Here is a 19666-nt window from a genome sequence, read left to right on the forward strand (position 1 = left end):
CATGTAGTACCGACGGTCGAGGCTTTTCGGACGGGGGTTCAAATCCCCCCAGCTCCACCAATAATGGTTTTTAAATTCGTTGGTTTAAAAACCCTAAAAAACCCGCAACTTGAGTAATCAAGCTGCGGGTTTTTTTATGGCTAAAGGTTAATTAAGATTACAGACTCGCCAACGTATGCACCAAGCCGATAGCGTGCCTTTTATGGAGTTTATGTTGCAGATGATTTTTGATGCAATAACCGAAGCTAAGCATTTAAAAATAAAGGTTTAAATGAGGGGTTGAAGCTGACTGAAGTTAATAAATCAAATAGTTTGCTGACTACGAGCGCGCTTTATATTGCTTGTGTATTACCAAAGCCCAGATAGCAGTTTATATTGGTAAATCGCCAAGTAGTATGAAAGTGTCTAAAGGTATTTTAAGGCAACCACGAATAGTAAGCGCCAAAACAGGTTATTGGCATCTTTTATCAGTAGTCATAAAATGACTGATTCGTAATTAGTGAACGACCGAGTTATATGCATCAGGCTTGATGACCTCTAAAACTACAGTAATTTTACAAGCTGTTTGTTGCCAAAGTTAAACCCAGAGGCTGTTATGGCTAAGGGCCATATAACTCAATCGGGAAGTTGCTTTTTTATGGTAGTTGCTTTATTAATGAATAATCATATAAGTAGTTACTTACTACTTATGCGAAACACCGCCTTTATATGCTATTTAGTTAATATGAAAATAGTATCTAAATATGCAAGTTAATTCAGTGCAGGGGTACAGGATGCACCTTACTTTAACACTATGGTTATGTATTGTTTTATCGTTTCCTGCGTTTGTATGCGCTGCAACTGGCTCAGATTACCTCTTTGATCACTTAACTCTTGAAGATGGTTTAGCTTCACAAGAAATCGTACAAACATTTCAACAATCCAATGGCTTTATTTGGTTTGCCACTGCGCGAGGAGTTAGCCGTTATGATGGTTACACTTTTCGACACTTTTATTTTTCTCCTAATTCAAAAAATCATATTTCTAATAACTTTGTTACCCAAGTTCTTGAAGATAAAACAGGGAATATTTGGCTTGCGACAGAAGATGGCCTTAATCGTTTAAATATTGATGGTAGTATCGATATATTTAAAGTGGCCGAGGGGTTGCCGTCTAGCTGGATCCTGAGCATTTTTATTGATTCAAAAGATAGGTTTTGGGTAGGCACAGGAGAAGGCGCTGCCCTTTACAATAGGGCTGATGATAGCTTTAAAACAGTAGCGGGTGAGTGCAGTGGTAGTATTAATGCCATTGTTGAAACCGCTGATGAGGAGCTATTGTTTGCTACCGAGCAAGGCCTTAAAAAGTTGGCTGTGGGGGTTATGACTTTAACGCCGGTTACTAGTAAACATGCCGCAATTAAACAACTAAATGATGATTATATTGCTGACATGCAGTTACTGAGTAACGGCTGGCTGGCGATAGCAACAGAATATAATGGCTTGTATTTAGTTGATTTTACAAACGATGATGTACGTCATTTCACTCAATCTATGGGGTTGAGCGAGAATGCTGTTAGCTCAATATTACAAATTGACGAGCAGCAATTATGGTTAGGTCATAACTATAATGGAATTTCGGTGCTTAATTTAGCGTCAAACACAGTGTCCTTAATTCAAAATCGGCAATTTGATGTTTATTCAATTATTAGTAATGCCATTAAAGATATTTTTCAAGATAGTAGCGGTATTATTTGGGTTGCTACCGACTTGGGAGTGTCAAAATTACTTCCTCAACAGCAGGGAGTATATTTTTATCGCTCTTTGCCGGGTGACAAAGGACTCTCTGGCAGCTTTGTTTATAGTAGTGTGCAGTATGGAGCAAATAGTAGTTTGGTTGCCAATGAAAATGGTATTGACCTTATTGATAGTACTACACGGGAAATTAGTCGCCACGTTTTTAATAAACTGCAGCCACAACAGCAAAGCAAAGAAGTGTGGCTATTGGTGAATAACCAACATGAAGTTTGGATGGCATCTAATACTGGATTGGGGTTATTTAATAAAGTAGCACAAACCCTGCACTTTTTTAATAATGACATAGATAACGAGTGGGGCTTGCCTAATCAGCCGCTGTATACCGTGTTACCGGATCCCGATGGCGGTGTTTGGATCACCGGGTATAATAAAGTGGGGTTAAGCTTATTTCACCCTGATAAAGGGATTATTCGGCGCTTTTTACATACAGACGAGAGTAATTATACCAAAGAGGGCAACTTTACCAATGAAACCATTTTGTCTTCTCAGGGTGAAATATGGATGGCCACAACCGATGGGATCTTTAGGGTTAATCGTATAACCGGTGAATACCAACATTATAAATTAGGCGCAAGTGAGACTAAAAACGCTTATATACGGGTTTCCTCTATTCGTGAAGGCAAGCCAGGTGTTTTTTGGGCTGCAACACAAGGGGTGGGGTTAGTTAAAATACAAACCCAAGTGAATACATCGGCGGTTAAAATTAGCTACTACACCACAGAGCAGGGCCTACCAAACAACGAGCTAACAACACTGGCGATAGATAACAACACCATTTGGCTGACGACAAACAGTGAGTTGATTCGTTTTAATATTAACTCTGAATCGCTTCAGGTTTATAAAAACTTATTTAATATTAAAAAGTTAAAATTTATTATGGCCAGTGCTAGGTTAATTGATAAAACCTTGTTTATTAGCTCATCCCAAGGCCTTGTTGAGATAGACACTAACGCTATAACATTAAGCCAATATTCGCCAGCGGTGGAAGTTACTCAGCTGTTATCTTATCAAGATAATATTTATCAGAGCATCAACAAAGCGAGCTTGACAGAAAACGCAAGCCAAGAGCTAGCGGGCTACGATATTGAATTTCACTTTGCCGCGCTTGACTATGCTAACCCAAAACATAATCGCTTTAGTTATCGCTTATTAGGCTATGAGCAGCAGTGGAGTGAGCCAAGTAGTACGCCTTATGCAGCTTACCATGACTTATTTCCAGGGCATTATAGCTTTGAAGTTAAGGGCAGTAACAGCGATGGGCAGTGGAGTAATAATATTGCCAAGCTAAATATTAATATCAGTATTCCATATTGGTATTATGCGTTGGCGTGTTTATTAACTTTGTCGCTGCTACTGATATGGCAATTTATTGTATTTAGACGTAAGCAAATAAAATATCTAGAAAAACAGTTGCATCACGATATGATGACCAACTTACCCAACCGTTTAGATTTTCAGCAACAGCTAGCCAGTTTAGTTGCAAAGCCGAATGAGAAGTTTGCATTAATCGTAGTTGATTTGGATCATCTTAAGGATGCAAACGATATTTATGGCCATAAGACAGGCGATGAATACATTAAAATGGCTGCAAAAAGGATGTTAGCCAGTATTCGTAAAAGGGATTACTTAGCTCGATTAAGTGGGGATGAGTTTGTCATTTTGCTTAACCGCTATAAGCTCGATGAAGATTTATACAAGGTAGTGAATAGAGTAACAACTAGCCTGTGTGAGCCTTATCAATTATCTGGCGTGAGTGTTACAGGCTCGGCAAGTTTAGGGGTGGCTCTTTTTCCAAAAGATGGCACTAACGAACATGAGTTATTTATTCATGCAGATAGTGCTATGTACGAAGCTAAAAAAGCCGGCAAAGGGCAAGCTTACTTTTTTAACCAAGTATTGAAAGAGAAATTAGCTGAAAAAATTAAAATTAAATCAAGCCTTAAACATGCCTTAAAAAATAACGAATTTGAGTTATATTATCAGCCTAAAATTAACTTAACGAGTGGAAAAATTGCCGGTTTAGAAGCGTTAATACGCTGGCACCACCCAGAAGAAGGTATCATTTTACCCGATAAATTTATTACCGAAGCAGAAACGAATGGTTCGATAGCTAACATTGGTGAGTGGGTCATTGACACCGCATGCCAACAGGCTGCACAGTTGCATGCTAAAGGCCTGTTAACGGCTGCTGTGTCGGTTAATATTTCGGCAAAGCAAATATATACGAGTGATATACTTACAATAGTTAGTAAGGCCATAAAGCGTACAGCATTACCTGCGCAGATGCTTGAGCTGGAGATCACCGAAACACTACTGATGGACGACAGTGATGAAACCCATTTGTTGTTGCTGGCACTAAAAGAGCTGGGAGTCACGCTTGCTTTGGATAACTTTGGCTCCGGCTATACCTCATTAAACTACCTTGCTAAATCCCCGATCTCTACTTTAAAAATAGACCGTAGTATTATTAACTTGGCAACGGAGCAACAACCATCACTGCTAGTATTGCGTAATATGTATTCTTTAGCGCATTCGATGGGCTTGACAGTGGTTGCAGAAGGGGTTGAAACCCAGCAGCAAGCCGATCTACTACTACAATATAAAGATGATTTAGTACAAGGGTTTTTATACTCTCGGCCAATGCCTTTTCATAGCGTATTAAAATTATTGGCACACGCGCAACAGCTGCAATAGTTATCTATGCTGCATTTAATATACTGTAAGCTTAACTACCGCTGAGATAATCAACATGCCGCCACTCAAACGGCAGCATGTGTAATATATTCTAAAAATGCCGTCAATTTAAGCTATTAGCCACTAATAAAAGGCAAGCTTAAATAAAGTTGAATAATCAGTGCGTTGGTTATATCAATAAAAAATGCGCCCACCAAAGGCACCACTAAAAATGCTTGTGGGGAGGGGCCGTAGCGTGACACTAAAGATTCCATATTCGCCACTGCGGTTGGTGTTGCGCCTAAGCCAAAACCACAATGGCCGCCCGCAATAATGGCGGCATTATAGTTTTTACCCATCACTCTAAAGGTAATAAAGTAGGCAAACAGCATTAGCATCATGGCTTGTACTAAAATCATAAAGATCATGGGGCCGGCTAAACTGAGTAGCTCCCATATTTTTAATGACATGAGCGCCATGGCTAAAAACATCGACAGTGCCATGGTGCCCCATAAATCGATACACGCGCGGCTAACTTTATATACTTTAGAAAACTCAGTCAGGTTAGTAATAACAACACCAATCAATAATGGAATTAAGAACGCGGGTAAAATAACGTCAATTGCTTTGAGTGATTCGTAGCCCATACGGCCTAAGTACATACATAATAAAATAATAAATAAGGTTTCCATCATTTTACGTGGCGTTACTAGGTCGTGATCGTCAGGGTCAAAGGTAACGGTGTCATCGCGCTCTTCGTGATAGCTACTATCCGCTTTTAAGTTGTACTTATTAATGAGCCGCTTACTAACGGGGCCACCCACTAAGCCGCCAAGAATAAGCCCGAGCGTGGCGGCTGCCATTGCCAGTTCAAATGCGCTACTTTGCATGCCATATTCATTAATGAATAAATCAGCGTAGGTGGCGCCACTGCCATGGCCGCCAGAAAGAGTCACTGAGCCGCCGATTAAGCCCATTAATGGCTCCATGCCGGTGGCTGCGGCAATTGAAACCCCAACGGCGTTTTGTACTAATAAATACAGTGTTGCTACGCCAAGAAACAGCGCCACTTTAGGGCCGCCTTTTAGCAGTAAGCTAAAGCTTGCGCCAAGGCCGACGGTGGTAAAAAATAGGGTCATTAAGGGGGTTTTAAAGGTCATATCAAATTGAAAGTTAACGTCAAAATAGATATGTAAAATAGCGGCAATAATAGAAAAAGCGATACCACCGACTACCGGCTCAGGGATGTTGTTATCTTTTAAAAAAGTAATTTTGCTATTGAGGTAATAACCTGCAAAAAGAATTAATAAAGAAACAAGTAATGTTTCTATGATAGAGATTTCAATATTCATAAGCGTATTTAACCTTTTTAATACGGTATATTTTCATTTGCATATGACTCAAGTTTACTTTGTAAGCAATAATCAAAAAATTAGCAGTTAAAAACTTTAGGGTGGCATAAGCAAAAGCAGCACCTTGCGACCTAACAAATCACTAACAAAAAATGGGCAAGGTGTAATTTTAAGGAGCGGAGCTTAGCATATACCCGACGCCAAGCAAGCGGCATATTTTAACTTTGTAGGTTATTTGGTTTAAAATTCAGCAATTAACACCGAGTTACAGCTAAGAATCGGCGTTTATGAATTTTTATTCTTATTAAAGTGAGCTTAAAGTTAAGCTAAAACGCGCTGCAATAAAGCTTTTAATACCATTGGTACGCTCAAAAAGTAGCCGCTGTGTATATGCATTCATCATAAGTATGCTGCACAATTAGTCTTGTGTTACTGACCCGTGGCTGAGTGTTAGCGTTTTAACATTTGTTGTACTACCTAAGGGCAATAGCAACGCGTTTAGTTAATCGCCATTATAGGGTAATTATTCATCATCAAGGTTAACTATGGAATTATTCACGGCTGAGCTTTTAACTCCATTGAGCGCCATAATGCTCATAATTTTGGCGGGGGTAACCTCATTTGTTTCGGCTGCTTTTGGTGCCGGTGGTGGGCTCATGTTACTGGTTGTAATGGCATCGGTAATGCCCATGGCGGTGGTGGTGCCGGTACATGGCTTAGTGCAGTTGGGCTCAAACGTGAATCGCTTAGCACTGAGTATTAAGCATATTGATAAAAGTATGTTTATTTATTTTACCTTAGGCGGGGCGATTGGGGCGCTGTTATCGAGTGCTGTAGTTGATGATATACAACTCGATAGCATGAAGTTAGGCGTCGCTATTTTTGTTATTTATTTACTGTGGGGTAAAACGCCCCGCTTTAATAATGACTCACGAGTAGGGCGTGTTATTGCAGGAATGATAACGGCGCTAATCTCTATGTTTGTAGGGGCCAGTGGGCCTTTAATAGCCAGTTATTTACACATTAATAATTACCATAAGCTAGCGTTTACCGCGACCTTTTCAAGCATTATGACATTGCAGCATATACTCAAGGTGGTGGTGTATTTTTTAGTCGGCTTTAGCTTTTGGCAGTGGTTGCCGTTAGTGCTGGTGATGGTGTTAAGTGGTGCTATTGGCACCTGGTTAGGTATTCGGTTATTGCAGCACATGTCGACGGCGCGCTTTAAGGGGATTTTTAAAGTGATTTTAACACTCCTTGCGCTGCAGTTAGCGTGGCAAGGAGTGGATAAGCTAATGAGTTAGTTGCATTAGCTTGTTGCTAAACACAGTGGTTATTTTACCGCGGCTTTAATCGGTTTATCGCCATCAAATAATTCGAAAATACAGCTACTATTGCAGTGATGTTGCGCAATATTAAACAGCACATGCGCGACGTTTGCTCGGCTTATTTTTGCATTTGAACGATCCGTGGGGCGGGTGGTGCTAATAAGCATGGATGCCGGTTCGTTGGTGAGTGCACCTGGGCGTACTATGGTGTAACTAAGGCCGCTGTTGATCAGGTATCTGTCGGCCATATGCTTTGCCACTAAATAGGGTTTAAGATCACTTTGGATGGCATCGGGATCGTCTGCCCCTAATGAGCTCACCATAATAAAGTGTTTAACACTGTGCTCTTTGGAATAGTTAATGGCTTTAGTGGCTGCCCATAAGTCAATGAGTAGTGTTTTATCAGCGCCGGTGCCGCCACCAGAGCCCGCGACAAAAATAACTTGTTCGCAGTCTTTAACCACCTCACTAAAGTCACTTTCTAAGTCTTGCTCTACAACCGTTAAGTGCACGCTATTTAAATCACTTAATTTATCTTTATCGCGAACTAAAGCGACCACATTATGTTCATCTTGCAGTAGTAACTCGGTGGTCATTTTACCAATCTGCCCACTAGCGCCAATAATTAAGGTTTTACTCATCATTAACTCCTAAATTTGTTTGCTAATTCAGCTTACCCTAGTTCGAGATGCGTTGATATATTTTTAAAGTATAGCTAACTGGTTAAATTTTATTACGAATTAAATCACGCACGATAAAACGCGCGGGGTGTATAGCTTGGCTAACACGTTCACTTAATGGCCGTGGCTCGTTGTTTAAGCTGCTAATTAAGTGCTCACTGGCAAGTGGAGCACTGCATAAAGCGCGAGCACCAAAACCGGTAAAAATGTGCAACCCCTGCTGTGGTTGTTGCAGCGGCAAATACTGGTAGCGTTTACCCAAACGTAAATTAGCAAACGCGGTGCTGTAGTCACTTTGCTCAGCCCATTGCCCTGCCATCGGCAGGTGATCGATAAAGCTACAACGCACAGCCGCTTTGGCTGAGCTTATTTCCCCTAAACTTGTTGCAAATTCACTGTGCTGATAAAAACTAAGCAACTGCTGGCGGTTTGTAAGGTTATCTTGCTCGGTGACTGCGCGGCTCTTGGTGTTTTTTTCAAAGGTGGCACCCATGCAATGATGTTGTTGATAGACAGGGGTAAAGTAGCCCTTATGACACAACACGGTTTTTAATTGCGCAGAGTGTGGGCTGGCTTTAACATGCGACACTTGCCCACGTACTCCCACAATGGGCAAAGACGAGGTTTGTACAAAAGCATCGCTGTGCTCGCCCGCACAAACAATAACATCGCTAAACGGACCAAACTGCTCACCTTTGCTAGATAGCAGCCAACCTTGAGAGGTTTTTTCTAGTCGCTCTATGTGGCAGTTAAAATGCCGTTTATACGGCATTAAACTATCGGCGGCATTGAGCATGGCGTTAACCAGTTGTGGCGGGTTAACCCACCCCCCTAGTGGGAAGTAAACACCAGAATAGCCGGTACTGACTCCGGCTATTGCATCCCCTTGGGCGGCCGTGACAGGGCGCATGAGTGCGTCGGGCCATAATTGTTTGTCGGCTAAATTTTGCTGACGTTCTGCAAGTGGTTGTTTAACCGCATGTTGCAGTACGCCACACCAGTCATGATCAAAACTAAAGCCGCTATTAAGTAACTGCTGATAAACACGTTTGGCATACAAAAAACTGTGGGCGAATAGTTCACTGTGCGGCGAGTTTTTGGCTTGTAAGTGCGGGTAAAGTGCACCTTGTACGTTATGGGATGCACCCATGGCCGGTCTTTCATGCTGGCAAAATAGCTGACTGTGAATACCCCGCTTAGCCAAGCTGTATAAAATACAGCTACTGGCAATGCCGCCACCAATAACGGCCACATTAGTAAGTGCTGCACTTGGGTGCTGAAAATAGGCCGGGGACGATTGCTGAGCGTTCGCTTGCTGCAGCGTACCAATTAGCATCTCACGTTTTTTGCCAAAACCTTTGGCTTTATGCATGGCAAAGCCCGCTGCGATTAACCCCCTACGCACAAAGCCTGCGGCGGTAAAAGTAGCGACACTGGCGTTGTTTTTTGAAATATCAGCCATGGCGTTAAACAGCGGTTGTTGCCACATATCAGGGTTTTTGCTCGGTGCAAAGCCATCTAAATACCAGGCATCTACCACCCCAGAGGCTGGGTAACTCATGCTATTTATGGAATCGATTACATCACCAAAGTATAAATCTAATACGATGGCACCATTATTAAACTCAAGCCGATGACAACCGGCTAAGGCAGTAGGGTACTGCGCGATGAGTTGCTCACTTAATGTCTGCAGCGAAGGCCATACGCTCAATGCTTGGCGTAAGTCGGCAAGTGTTAATGGGTACTTTTCAAAGGAAATAAAATGCAGCCGTTTTACACCTTGCGCCGTGTGTTTTTGACCTTGTTGGTGGGCAAGATGGTGATTAAACTGTTGCCAACTATTTAAAAAATTAAGGCCGGTGCCAAAGCCGGTTTCGGCAATAACAAAATGTGCTAAGTCATGCTGTTGTAATCGTGACGCGATATTATTTTGCTGATAAAAAACGTAATGCGATTCGGCTAAACCATCATCATTAGAAAAATATATGTCGTCGAAGTCATTGGCAGTGGGAGTGCCTAAATGATTAAAGTGGATTTTGGCGTTTTTTATCATCAGCAAATATCAATTTAGTGCAAAAGTTTTTTATTATTTTACGGGTTTTCTTTGAAATAGTCTGGCGTTATTTATATGCTAGAGGTTCAGAGTACAAGTGTACGCTAGAAAGCTGACCACTTAGAGATTAAATTCAGCGTAAAATAGAACCAAATTTAGTATTTAGCTAAGGGAATTACCCATGAGAAGAGCCGTTATTACGGGTATTGGTGTTGTATCAAGCATCGGTAACAATAAAGAAGAAGTGTTAGAGTCATTAAAAGCGGGCCGCAGTGGTATAGCTTTTAATCAAGAATTTGCCGACTACAAGTTACGGAGCAATGTATCAGGTAAAATTGATTTAGATGTGAAAGAGCTTGTTGACCGTAAAGCCATGCGCTTTATGGGAGATGCGGCTGCTTATTCTTATATTTCAATGGCGCAAGCAATTGAAGATGCGGGCTTAACCCCAGAGCAAGTATCTAATGAGCGCACGGGCTTATTAGTTGGCTCAGGCGGTGGTTCATCGAAGTGGCAAGTAGAAGCCGCTGATATTTTACGCGAAAAAGGCGTAAAGCGCGTTGGCCCTTACATGGTGCCACGTACAATGGCGAGCACCACGTCGGCGTGTTTAGCAACGCCGTTTAAAATTAAAGGCGTTAACTACTCAATTAGCTCAGCATGTGCAACCTCTGCACACTGTATTGGCCATGCGGTAGAGCAAATTCAACTTGGCAAGCAAGATGTGATTTTTGCTGGTGGTGGCGAAGAGCTACACTGGACGCTGGCGATGGAATTTGACGCCATGGGTGCGTTGTCTACTAAATACAACGACACACCTGAAAAGGCATCGCGTACTTATGATGCTAACCGTGATGGCTTTGTTATTTCAGGCGGTGGCGGTATTGTAGTTGTTGAAGAGCTAGAGCATGCCCTAGCGCGCGGCGCGCACATTTATGCAGAAATTGTTGGCTATGGCGCTACCTCAGATGGTTACGACATGGTTGCCCCATCAGGCGAAGGCGCAGTACGTTGTATGCGTCAAGCGATGCAAGGTGTCGACAGTATCGATTACTTAAACACACACGGTACATCTACGCCAGTAGGTGATGTTAAAGAACTGGGCGCCATTCAAGAAGTATTTGGTGGTAACTCACCAATGATCAGTGCGACTAAAGCGATGACTGGTCATGCGCTGGGTGCGGCAGGTGTGCACGAAGCTATTTTCTCACTATTAATGATGGAGCATAACTTTGTTGCGCCATCAATTAACATTGACGAACTAGATGAGCAAGCTGCTGGCCTGAACATTGTAACCGAGCGTCGCGATATTGAGCTCAATACAGTGATGTCGAACAGCTTTGGTTTTGGTGGTACGAATGCCACTTTAGTAATGAGTAAATATAAAGGCTAAGTTTATCTTTACCCTTTATTTAAAAGCCGAGCATAGCTCGGCTTTTTAGTTTGTGCCTGGTGCCCTTTGTTCGTTACAATAGCGACCTCAATTGCCCGACGGACTTTGTAATGAAAATTCTTGCTGATCAAAATATGCCCTTAGTGGAGCAGTACTTTGCTGACTTTGGCGAAGTAGTGCGTTTTGATGGTCGAAAATTAACGCCTGAGCAGCTAATTGATGCGGATATTTTGCTTACCCGCTCAGTGACTCAGGTGAATAGTGAACTGTTAGCACAGGCTAACAAGTTGCGCTTTGTCGGCACAGCGACAATTGGTGTAGAGCACATAGATACGCCACTATTAACGGCTAAAAATATTGCCTTTAGCAGTGCCCCTGGTTGTAATGCGATTGCCGTTGCAGAATACGTAATAAGTAGTTTATTTGCATTGTGCCAAGAAAATGCAACGTCACTCAATGGCAAAACCATTGGCATAGTGGGGGTGGGTAATATTGGCCAGTGTTTAGCACAAAAGTTGGCAGCCCTTGATGTGACAGTATTGCTGTGCGATCCCATTAAGCACCAGCAAGGCACATTGCAGCAACATGTTGAACTGGATGAACTACTTGCTCAGGCAGATATTGTGACCCTGCACGTGCCACTCATTACCACTGGCGAGCATAAAACACGGCATTTAATTAATCACAGCCGCTTACAAGCTTTAAAACCAGGCACGATATTAATTAATGCCAGCCGTGGCGATGTGATTGATAATCAAGCCTTACTTGCGGTGATGCAACACGGTGCCGAGTTAGATTTGGTGTTAGATGTATGGGAAAATGAACCTGATATCTTAACCGAGCTGCTTGAGCATGTACGCTACGCCAGTGTGCATATTGCAGGGCATACGCTGGAAGGGAAAGCGCGTGGTACGCAAATGTTGTATGAAAAGTATTGTCAGCTAAATGGTATAACAGCAACAAAGACGCTGGATGATTTTTTACCACCACCGGCAATCTCGCAGCTCAGTGTGTCAGCCACCTTTACTGAAGCAGATATATCACGTTTAGTGCATTTAATTTATGACATACGCCGCGATGACGGTATTTTACTGGCAAATTTAGCCAGTGATGGCTTTGATAGCTTACGGAAAAACTACCCATTAAGACGTGAATTTAGCACGTTAACATTAACTGGTGATAGCCCACAGTTAACCGCCCTTAAGCAACTTGGCTTTACAGTTAGCCACTAATTTAACTAGCGGTGTTGTTTTAATATCGTTTAAAGAGGAAAGAATATGTCGCAAAAATTTAACGTTGTAGTGCTTGGTGCTACCGGCTTAGTTGGCCGTCAAATTATAGAAACACTGGCAGAGCGTAAGTTTCCTGTTGATCAGCTATTTTTATTAGCCAGTAGCCGCAGTGCAGGGGAAGACATTAAGTTTTGTGGTGAAACCATTGAAGTACAAGATGTTGAAGGCTTTGACTTTAGCCAAGCGCACATAGGTTTCTTCTCAGCGGGTGGCAATGTTTCAGAAAAGTATGCGCCTATTGCTGCAGACGCCGGTTGTATTGTGATTGATAACACTTCACAGTTTAGAAATGACTTTGAAATCCCCCTCGTAGTACCGGAAGTGAACGCATCCAGCTTAGCCGATTTTAGAAATCGTAATATCATTGCTAACCCTAATTGCTCAACAATTCAAATGATGTTGGCGCTAAAACCAATTTACGACGCCTATGGTATAGACCGAATTAATGTGTCGACCTATCAAGCGGTGTCGGGAGCGGGTAAAGAAGCGGTTGATGAGCTGGCAAAACAAACTGCCAATTTAATGAATGCACGCCCCATGGACAACGCGGTATTTCCCAAGCAAATCGCTTTTAATGTGATCCCGCAAATCGATAGTTTTGAAGACAATGGCTATACCCGTGAAGAAATGAAAATGGTTAACGAAACCCATAAAATATTGGGCGACACTAGCATTGCGGTTAACCCCACGTGTGTACGGGTGCCGGTATTTTTTGGCCACTCAGAGTCTATTAATATCGAAACACGTATGCCTTACGACTTTGAACAAGTAAAGCAGTTATTAAACGATGCCCCCGGTGTTGAGCTAATCGACGATGCAGGGGATTACCCAACAGCGGTGTCGGATGCCAGTGGTAATGACACGGTTTACATCGGCCGTTTACGCGCTGATATTTCGCATCCCCATGGGTTAAATATGTGGGTAGTGAGTGACAACACCCGTAAAGGTGCGGCGACCAACAGTATTCAAATTGCTGAAGAACTCATTGCTAATTATCTTTAATTAACTTAAAAGATAACGACAGATAAAAACGGCAAACCGGTGTGGTTTGCCGTTTTTGTTTGTCGGGTTTGTCAATTTATTGCCGTATCCAGATTAAAAATAAGCCAGTATGTTGATATTGCTGCATTAAGGTATTTTTATTAATACATTTAAGGTATTTATTTTCAAAGTGTTGCGATGGATATTAGGCAGTAACTGGTTTATAGTTTGTATTTGGAATAGAGCTTGCAATAAAAATAGATTGTAATAAAAATGTGAGTCAACCATCTGGTTGATAACGGCAAGAATAATCAATGTTTAAGCGCCCATTCGCGGGAGCTACGTTAACATTTAAACATTAAAGGATCAGCATGCGCGGTTTAGCTACAATTATTATATTAGCGTCTGCATTGATAGTCACTTCTGTTTACTCTCAAAACAGTACCCAATTAAAGGGGCCTAAAGGCGTTGACTACGGTGTGCAAGGACGAACAATAGGGCCCATTAAACCGACCGATACACTTTGGCGTATTGCTGCAAAAGTTCGCCCAGATAATTCCGTCACTATTTATCAAGTGATGCAGGCCTTGTATAACAAAAATCCGCAATCATTTTTAGATCAAAACCTGAACCATATGCAATATGGCGCTTACTTAAAAATCCCCACTTTAGCCGAAATCAACAGTGTTAGCCCACAGTTAGCCAAACAACGCTCAGAGCAAGACGATAAACTGTGGACACAAAAGAAAAATGGCACGTTAACGCAAGCACAAATAAACACCGCGCAAACCCAAGTGACCCAAGCGCGTAAAGTAGACGTAGAAGACGCTAAAAAAGCCATACAACAAGAACTAAACGCAATAAAAACAGATCAAGGCAATAAATTAGTTGAGTTACAGCAGCAATTTAAAAGCTCGGTCAGCAATGTAGAAGAAATACTGGTAGAGAACAGCAAACTTAAACAACAACTCTCGGGTATTTCAAAAGAGCTCGACAACTTGCGCCAACAACTAGGACAAGACAGTGAAATTCAGCAGCAACTCAAAGAGCTGATTGTTAAGCAAAATGAAATTATTGCCCAACAAAAAGAGAAACAAGCCGCGCAGCAGGCAAGTGGTAGTTTTGCCGACCTATTATCGAACCCCTTAGTACTGATTTTATTAATGACCATTCCGGGTTTGCTGATTATTTTTGCCGTGGTGATGTTTTTACGTAAACGTGCCAATAACACAGAGCCTGACAGTCAAAACGATGATGAATTTTTACCGCAAACGCCTGTGTATAACAGCGATGATAACCTAAATACGGAGAATTTAGACGATCCGATTATTCCTGACTCTGATCCACTCGATGATTTAAGTGTTCGCTTAGATGAAGGGGCAGCGGACGATGCGCTATTAGATGACGATGTGTTATTAGATGATGATACCTTAGATGATAGTTTGCTTGAGCAAGATGAATTAGAAAGCTTACTAAGTGATGACATTATTTTTGATGATGAAAATGCTGAAGACGATGAACTGGATATCTTTATGCAGCCAGGATTCGATGAAGCGCCTGATGACAGCTTAGATGAAACCATAGATTTAGACTTGCCCGATACTAAAAGTAACGACGATATTTTATCGGCCGATGAGCTAGATAGCTTATTTGATGAAGACGACAGCCTACCTGATATTGCGCCGATACCGGCAACCGCTAAAAATGACAGTGCAGAATCAAACGATGAGATCTCGGCATTTAGCGAAGAGCTGGCGAATGAAGACTTTGATATTGATGACATATTAGATGCCGAACAAGCATTGCCAGCCGATGATAGTGCTGATGATAGTGCTGATGATTTAAAGTTAGACGATGTTGAGAGTTTAATCGATGAACCAGACGCCGCGCTGGATGATGTAGATTTAGATGATCTGGATTTGAATGATGATTTAGATGATCTGGATTTGAATGATGACTCAGCTGGTATTGAAAGTGAAAGCGCTGCTGAAAATACGCCGAATGAAACCGTCACTGAACAGCAACACACTGCCCAGAGCGCAGATAAACTGCCCGCGGTAGACGAAGACATTGCGCTTGACGATATCGACGCGCTAATCGATGAAGAAGATGACGCGCTGGATGATGTAGATTTAGATGACCTGGATTTGAATGATGGCTCAGGTGGTATTGAAAGTGAAAGCGCTGTTGAAAACACGCCGGATGAAACCGCCACTGAACAGCAACAAGATGCCCAGAATGCAGATAAACTCCCCGCGGTAGACGAAGACATTGCGCTTGACGATATCGACGCGTTAATTGATGAAGAAGATGACGCGCTGGATGATGTTGATTTAGATGACCTGGATTTGAATGATGACTCAGCTGCTATTGAAAGTGAAAGCGCTGTTGATAACGCGCCGAATGAAACCGCCACTGAACAGCAACAAGATTCCCTGAATGCAGATAAACTCCCCGCTGTAGACGAAGACATTGCGCTTGACGATATCGACGCGCTAATCGATGAACCAGATGACGCGCTGGATGATGTTGATTTAGATAATCTGGATTTGAATGATGATTTAGATGATCTGGGTTTGAATGATGACTCAGGTGGTATTGAAAGTGAAAGCGCTGCTGAAAACGCGCCGAATGAAACCGTCACTGAACAGCAACAAGATGCCCAGAATGCAGATAAACTCCCCGCTGTAGACGAAGACATTGCGCTTGACGATATCGACGCGTTAATTGATGAACCAGAGTCTGAGCAGCCACAGAAGACTGAGAGTAATGCGCAAGTAGGCTCGCCAGTTGCCGACGAACTTGATGACGTAGAGCGTGATGACTTTAGCGACACGTCACCCGCTTTACTCGACGCAGAAGATGCGCTTGAAGAATACAATGATGATAATTTAAAAAGCGTTGATGAGTTATTAAATGAGCTGCAGCAAGTAGAAGATGAAGAACAGGCTATTAACGCTGAGCAATGGCAACTTGATGAGTTAGATGACGATATTGAAGAAGTTGAAGTTGATTTAGGTGATGATCCGCTCGCCGCTGAGCACGAAGAAACTGAGCCATTAGATGAGGATCTAACCGCGCCTGAGCCGGCACAAGCACAGCAAGATTATACCGAGTTAGCGCTGGATGATGACCATATTGTTGCTGGCGAAGAGCAGTCGGCACTACTGCCCGAAGAGCTGCAGGGTGATGACTTAGATGGTGAAGCGAAAGGAATGCCATCGAGTCAAGCAGAACAAGACTTGGCGAATGCGTTACTCAACGAGGCGAGCTTAGATAGCCTAGAAGCTGATTTTGATGATGAATTACTGCTAGATAATGATTTTTCAGCATTTGATAGTGAACTGGACAATGAACAGCAACCGTCAACAGCTGACAGCCAATTCAATGATGACGATTTAGCGGCGTTACTCAATGAAGTTGAGCAAACTCATGATGAACAATTAACGGCAGTTGAAAACAGTGATACTGAGTTTGAGCAAGCAGAGCTAGATGAGACATTGAGTAATCAGCTTGATGATGAACAAACAAATGCCGATCGCGAGGCTGAGTTAACTCAAGCAGATGATTTGGATCACCATGCAGTCATGGTGTCGGATGATGAACTTGATGATGAGTTTATGGCCGATTTATCGCAAACTGATTTTGATTCTTTACTCAATGAACTCGCTGAGCCAGAAGATTTACAGCTAAACGACAGCAGTGAGTATGATGTTGACTTTAATACGCTATTAACAGACGAGCCACTAGATGACGCAGTAGTTGGTGAAGAAGTGCTTGATAAAGCGGCAACGGATAGTACGGCAGATGCCGCTGCGGTAGATGAAGAGGTATTTGTGGATATTGACTCATTACTTGATCAAAGTGACGAAGCGGAACTCGATCATGAACCTTATGATGAAGTTAATATGGACGTGGGCCTTGGCGAATTTGATGCTTTACTTGCGGGCGACAACCCCACTGATGTTGATGCCGAAAGCGGTGGTTACTCGGCTAAATTAGACTTAGCACGGGCTTACATTGAAATTGATGATTATGAGTCGGCGCTAAAAATCGTCAGCGAGGTGATTGATAAAGGCCCTGAAGAAGTGCAACAAGAAGCACTGAGCTTAAAAGCCAAACTCAAATAAATAAACGCAACAAAAAAACCGCAATTGGCCATGCTAACTGCGGTTTTTTATTATCTATTGAAAGCAAAGCTGCTCTGTTACTTTTATTGCATCGCCAGATAGCATAAAATGCCCCGTTCATTAGCACAGTAGGTAAAGCAGTAATTATGCGAGTAGCACTAGGAGTTGAGTACAATGGCGCACGTTATAGTGGTTGGCAGCGTCAGTCACACGTAAATAGCGTACAACAAGAAGTAGAAACGGCATTGTCGCGTATTTGTAACCATCCGGTCGAGGTTGTTTGTGCTGGACGCACCGATGCTGGGGTACATGGCACTGGCCAGGTGATTCACTTTGACACCCATGCCGATCGTGAAATGGTTGCCTTTACCTTAGGCATGAATACCTTGCTCCCGAAAGATATTGCTATTCGTTTTGCTCAACCTGTTGCAGAAGATTTTCATGCACGCTTTAGCGCGACGGCTCGTCGCTACCGCTATGTTATTTATAACTATGCGTTTCGTGGCGCGGTGTTAAATGAAGGGGTGACGCATTTTCACCACCCACTTGACGAAACGAAAATGCAACAAGCCTGTCAGTATTTGATTGGTGAGCACGACTTTACGTCTTTTCGCGCACTGCATTGCCAAGCCAATACCGCAACTCGCACCATTCAGCATTTATCGGTACAACGCCAGGGAGCGTATGTTGTCATTGATATAAAAGCGAATGCCTTTTTACATCATATGGTACGTAATATTACCGGCTGTTTAATGGATATTGGCCTCAATAAGCAACAGCCCGAGTGGCTAAAAGAGTTACTCGATATAAAAGAGCGGGCAAAGGCCAGCGCTACGGCAAAAGCGGCGGGATTATATTTAGTCGATGTAGACTACCCCGCGCAATTTAATATCCCTAAAACACCGCTCGGGCCGTTATTTTTACCCGATAGCAGCGAATAGCCACGCGGTTTTTAGCACTTTACCTAAGTACGGCAACTACTAAGACCAGTTTTTTATACCGTGTTAGTGTAATTCATGTTTTAATTGAGAAAATTTGTTTGCATGGGTGACATGCAAGCTCGCGACACAGAATAGCATTAAGAGAGTTGCAAATGAGTTGGTTAGAAAAGATCTTACCTAAGACGACTAAAGCATCAGGTCGTAAAGAAATTCCAGAGGGTGTTTGGGCTAAGTGTACATCGTGCGATTCAATTTTATACAAAGCTGAATTAGAAAAAGCATTAAATGTATGTCCTAAGTGCGATCATCACATGCGTATTAGTGGACGTAAGCGTCTTGAGTGTTTTTTAGATGAAGGTGACCGTGTTGAGCTTGGCACCCAGCATGAGCCTAAAGATGTGCTTAAGTTTAGAGATTCAAAAAAATACTCCGACCGCATTAATGCTGCACAAAAATCAAGTGGCGAAAAAGATGCGCTAGTGGCGATGAAAGGCAAATTAAAAGGCATTCCTGTTGCCGCAGTTGCATTTGAATTCTCGTTTATGGGCGGTTCAATGGCCTCTGTAGTGGGTGCGCGCTTTGTTGACGCTGTCGATCAGTGTTTAGAACACAATATGCCACTTATTTGTTTTTCGGCATCGGGCGGTGCGCGCATGCAAGAAGCGTTAATTTCATTAATGCAAATGGCAAAAACCAGCGCAGCTTTAGCTAAAATGACAGAAAAAGGCCTGCCGTTTATTTCGGTGATGACCGACCCAACCATGGGCGGTGTTTCGGCTTCGTTGGCAATGCTAGGCGACATTAACGTGGGTGAACCAAAAGCATTAATTGGTTTTGCTGGGCCACGTGTTATTGAGCAAACAGTGCGTGAAACGCTACCAGAAGGGTTTCAACGCAGTGAATTCTTGCTAGAGCATGGCGCAATCGACATGATTATTGACCGTCGTGAGATGCGCGATACCTTAGCGCGTGTACTTGCTAAATTTATGAACTTGCCTTCTACAGAACAAGAGCATAGAGTAGCGTAAATTTCAGCTTACTGATTAC

At 42.6% G+C, this 19666-nt stretch carries 11 protein-coding genes and 1 other RNA gene; 9 read left to right on the forward strand and 3 right to left on the reverse strand.

Annotated features, from left to right (window positions below; genetic code table 11):
* Both ssrA and ABYB02_RS04160 read left to right on the forward strand, forming a co-directional pair.
* Positions 1-60: a transfer-messenger RNA gene (gene ssrA / locus ABYB02_RS04155) on the forward strand; the annotation flags it as partial.
* Positions 61-773: 713 nt separating this feature from the next.
* Positions 774-4490 carry an EAL domain-containing protein gene (locus ABYB02_RS04160; RefSeq protein ID WP_372761200.1) on the forward strand — a complete coding sequence of 1239 codons (3717 nt, stop codon included), beginning with the start codon at positions 774-776 and terminating at the stop codon, positions 4488-4490.
* A gap of 116 nt (positions 4491-4606) precedes the next feature.
* Here ABYB02_RS04160 and gltS read toward each other — a convergent pair whose 3' ends face one another.
* Positions 4607-5821 carry a sodium/glutamate symporter gene (gltS, locus tag ABYB02_RS04165; protein WP_372761201.1) on the reverse strand — a complete coding sequence of 405 codons (1215 nt, stop codon included), beginning with the start codon at positions 5819-5821 and terminating at the stop codon, positions 4607-4609.
* Positions 5822-6366: 545 nt separating this feature from the next.
* On the opposite strand from gltS, the gene ABYB02_RS04170 reads away from it, so the two are divergent.
* Positions 6367-7125, forward strand: coding sequence for a sulfite exporter TauE/SafE family protein (locus ABYB02_RS04170; RefSeq protein WP_372761202.1), 759 nt, complete (start codon positions 6367-6369; stop codon positions 7123-7125).
* Positions 7126-7154: 29 nt separating this feature from the next.
* On the opposite strand, the gene ABYB02_RS04175 is transcribed toward ABYB02_RS04170, so the two are convergent.
* Positions 7155-7790 carry an NAD(P)-binding oxidoreductase gene (locus ABYB02_RS04175; RefSeq protein ID WP_372761219.1) on the reverse strand — a complete coding sequence of 212 codons (636 nt, stop codon included), beginning with the start codon at positions 7788-7790 and terminating at the stop codon, positions 7155-7157.
* Positions 7791-7872: 82 nt separating this feature from the next.
* Positions 7873-9882, reverse strand: coding sequence for a bifunctional tRNA (5-methylaminomethyl-2-thiouridine)(34)-methyltransferase MnmD/FAD-dependent 5-carboxymethylaminomethyl-2-thiouridine(34) oxidoreductase MnmC (mnmC, locus tag ABYB02_RS04180; RefSeq protein WP_372761203.1), 2010 nt, complete (start codon positions 9880-9882; stop codon positions 7873-7875).
* A 181-nt stretch (positions 9883-10063) separates the two neighbouring features.
* Here mnmC and fabB point away from each other — a divergent pair, with 181 nt between their 5' ends.
* From fabB to accD, 6 genes are all read left to right on the forward strand, one after another.
* Positions 10064-11275, forward strand: a complete 1212-nt coding sequence (gene fabB, locus ABYB02_RS04185) for a beta-ketoacyl-ACP synthase I (RefSeq protein WP_372761204.1) — start codon at positions 10064-10066, stop codon at positions 11273-11275.
* A gap of 110 nt (positions 11276-11385) precedes the next feature.
* Positions 11386-12507, forward strand: a complete 1122-nt coding sequence (locus tag ABYB02_RS04190; RefSeq protein ID WP_372761205.1) for a 4-phosphoerythronate dehydrogenase — start codon at positions 11386-11388, stop codon at positions 12505-12507.
* Positions 12508-12552: 45 nt separating this feature from the next.
* On the forward strand, positions 12553-13569 hold the full coding sequence (locus tag ABYB02_RS04195; RefSeq protein WP_372761206.1) for an aspartate-semialdehyde dehydrogenase: 1017 nt from the start codon (positions 12553-12555) through the stop codon (positions 13567-13569).
* Between the two features lie 350 nt (positions 13570-13919).
* On the forward strand, positions 13920-17678 hold the full coding sequence (locus tag ABYB02_RS04200) for a FimV/HubP family polar landmark protein (RefSeq protein WP_372761207.1): 3759 nt from the start codon (positions 13920-13922) through the stop codon (positions 17676-17678).
* A gap of 146 nt (positions 17679-17824) precedes the next feature.
* A complete protein-coding gene (gene truA / locus ABYB02_RS04205; RefSeq protein WP_372761208.1) occupies positions 17825-18619 on the forward strand; it encodes a tRNA pseudouridine(38-40) synthase TruA in 795 nt (264 codons plus the stop codon).
* A gap of 152 nt (positions 18620-18771) precedes the next feature.
* A complete protein-coding gene (gene accD / locus ABYB02_RS04210; protein ID WP_372761209.1) occupies positions 18772-19647 on the forward strand; it encodes an acetyl-CoA carboxylase, carboxyltransferase subunit beta in 876 nt (291 codons plus the stop codon).
* Positions 19648-19666 lie beyond the last annotated feature (19 nt).

The sequence above is a fragment of the Pseudoalteromonas sp. genome, assembly GCF_041613455.1.
Lineage (GTDB): Bacteria > Pseudomonadota > Gammaproteobacteria > Enterobacterales > Alteromonadaceae > Pseudoalteromonas.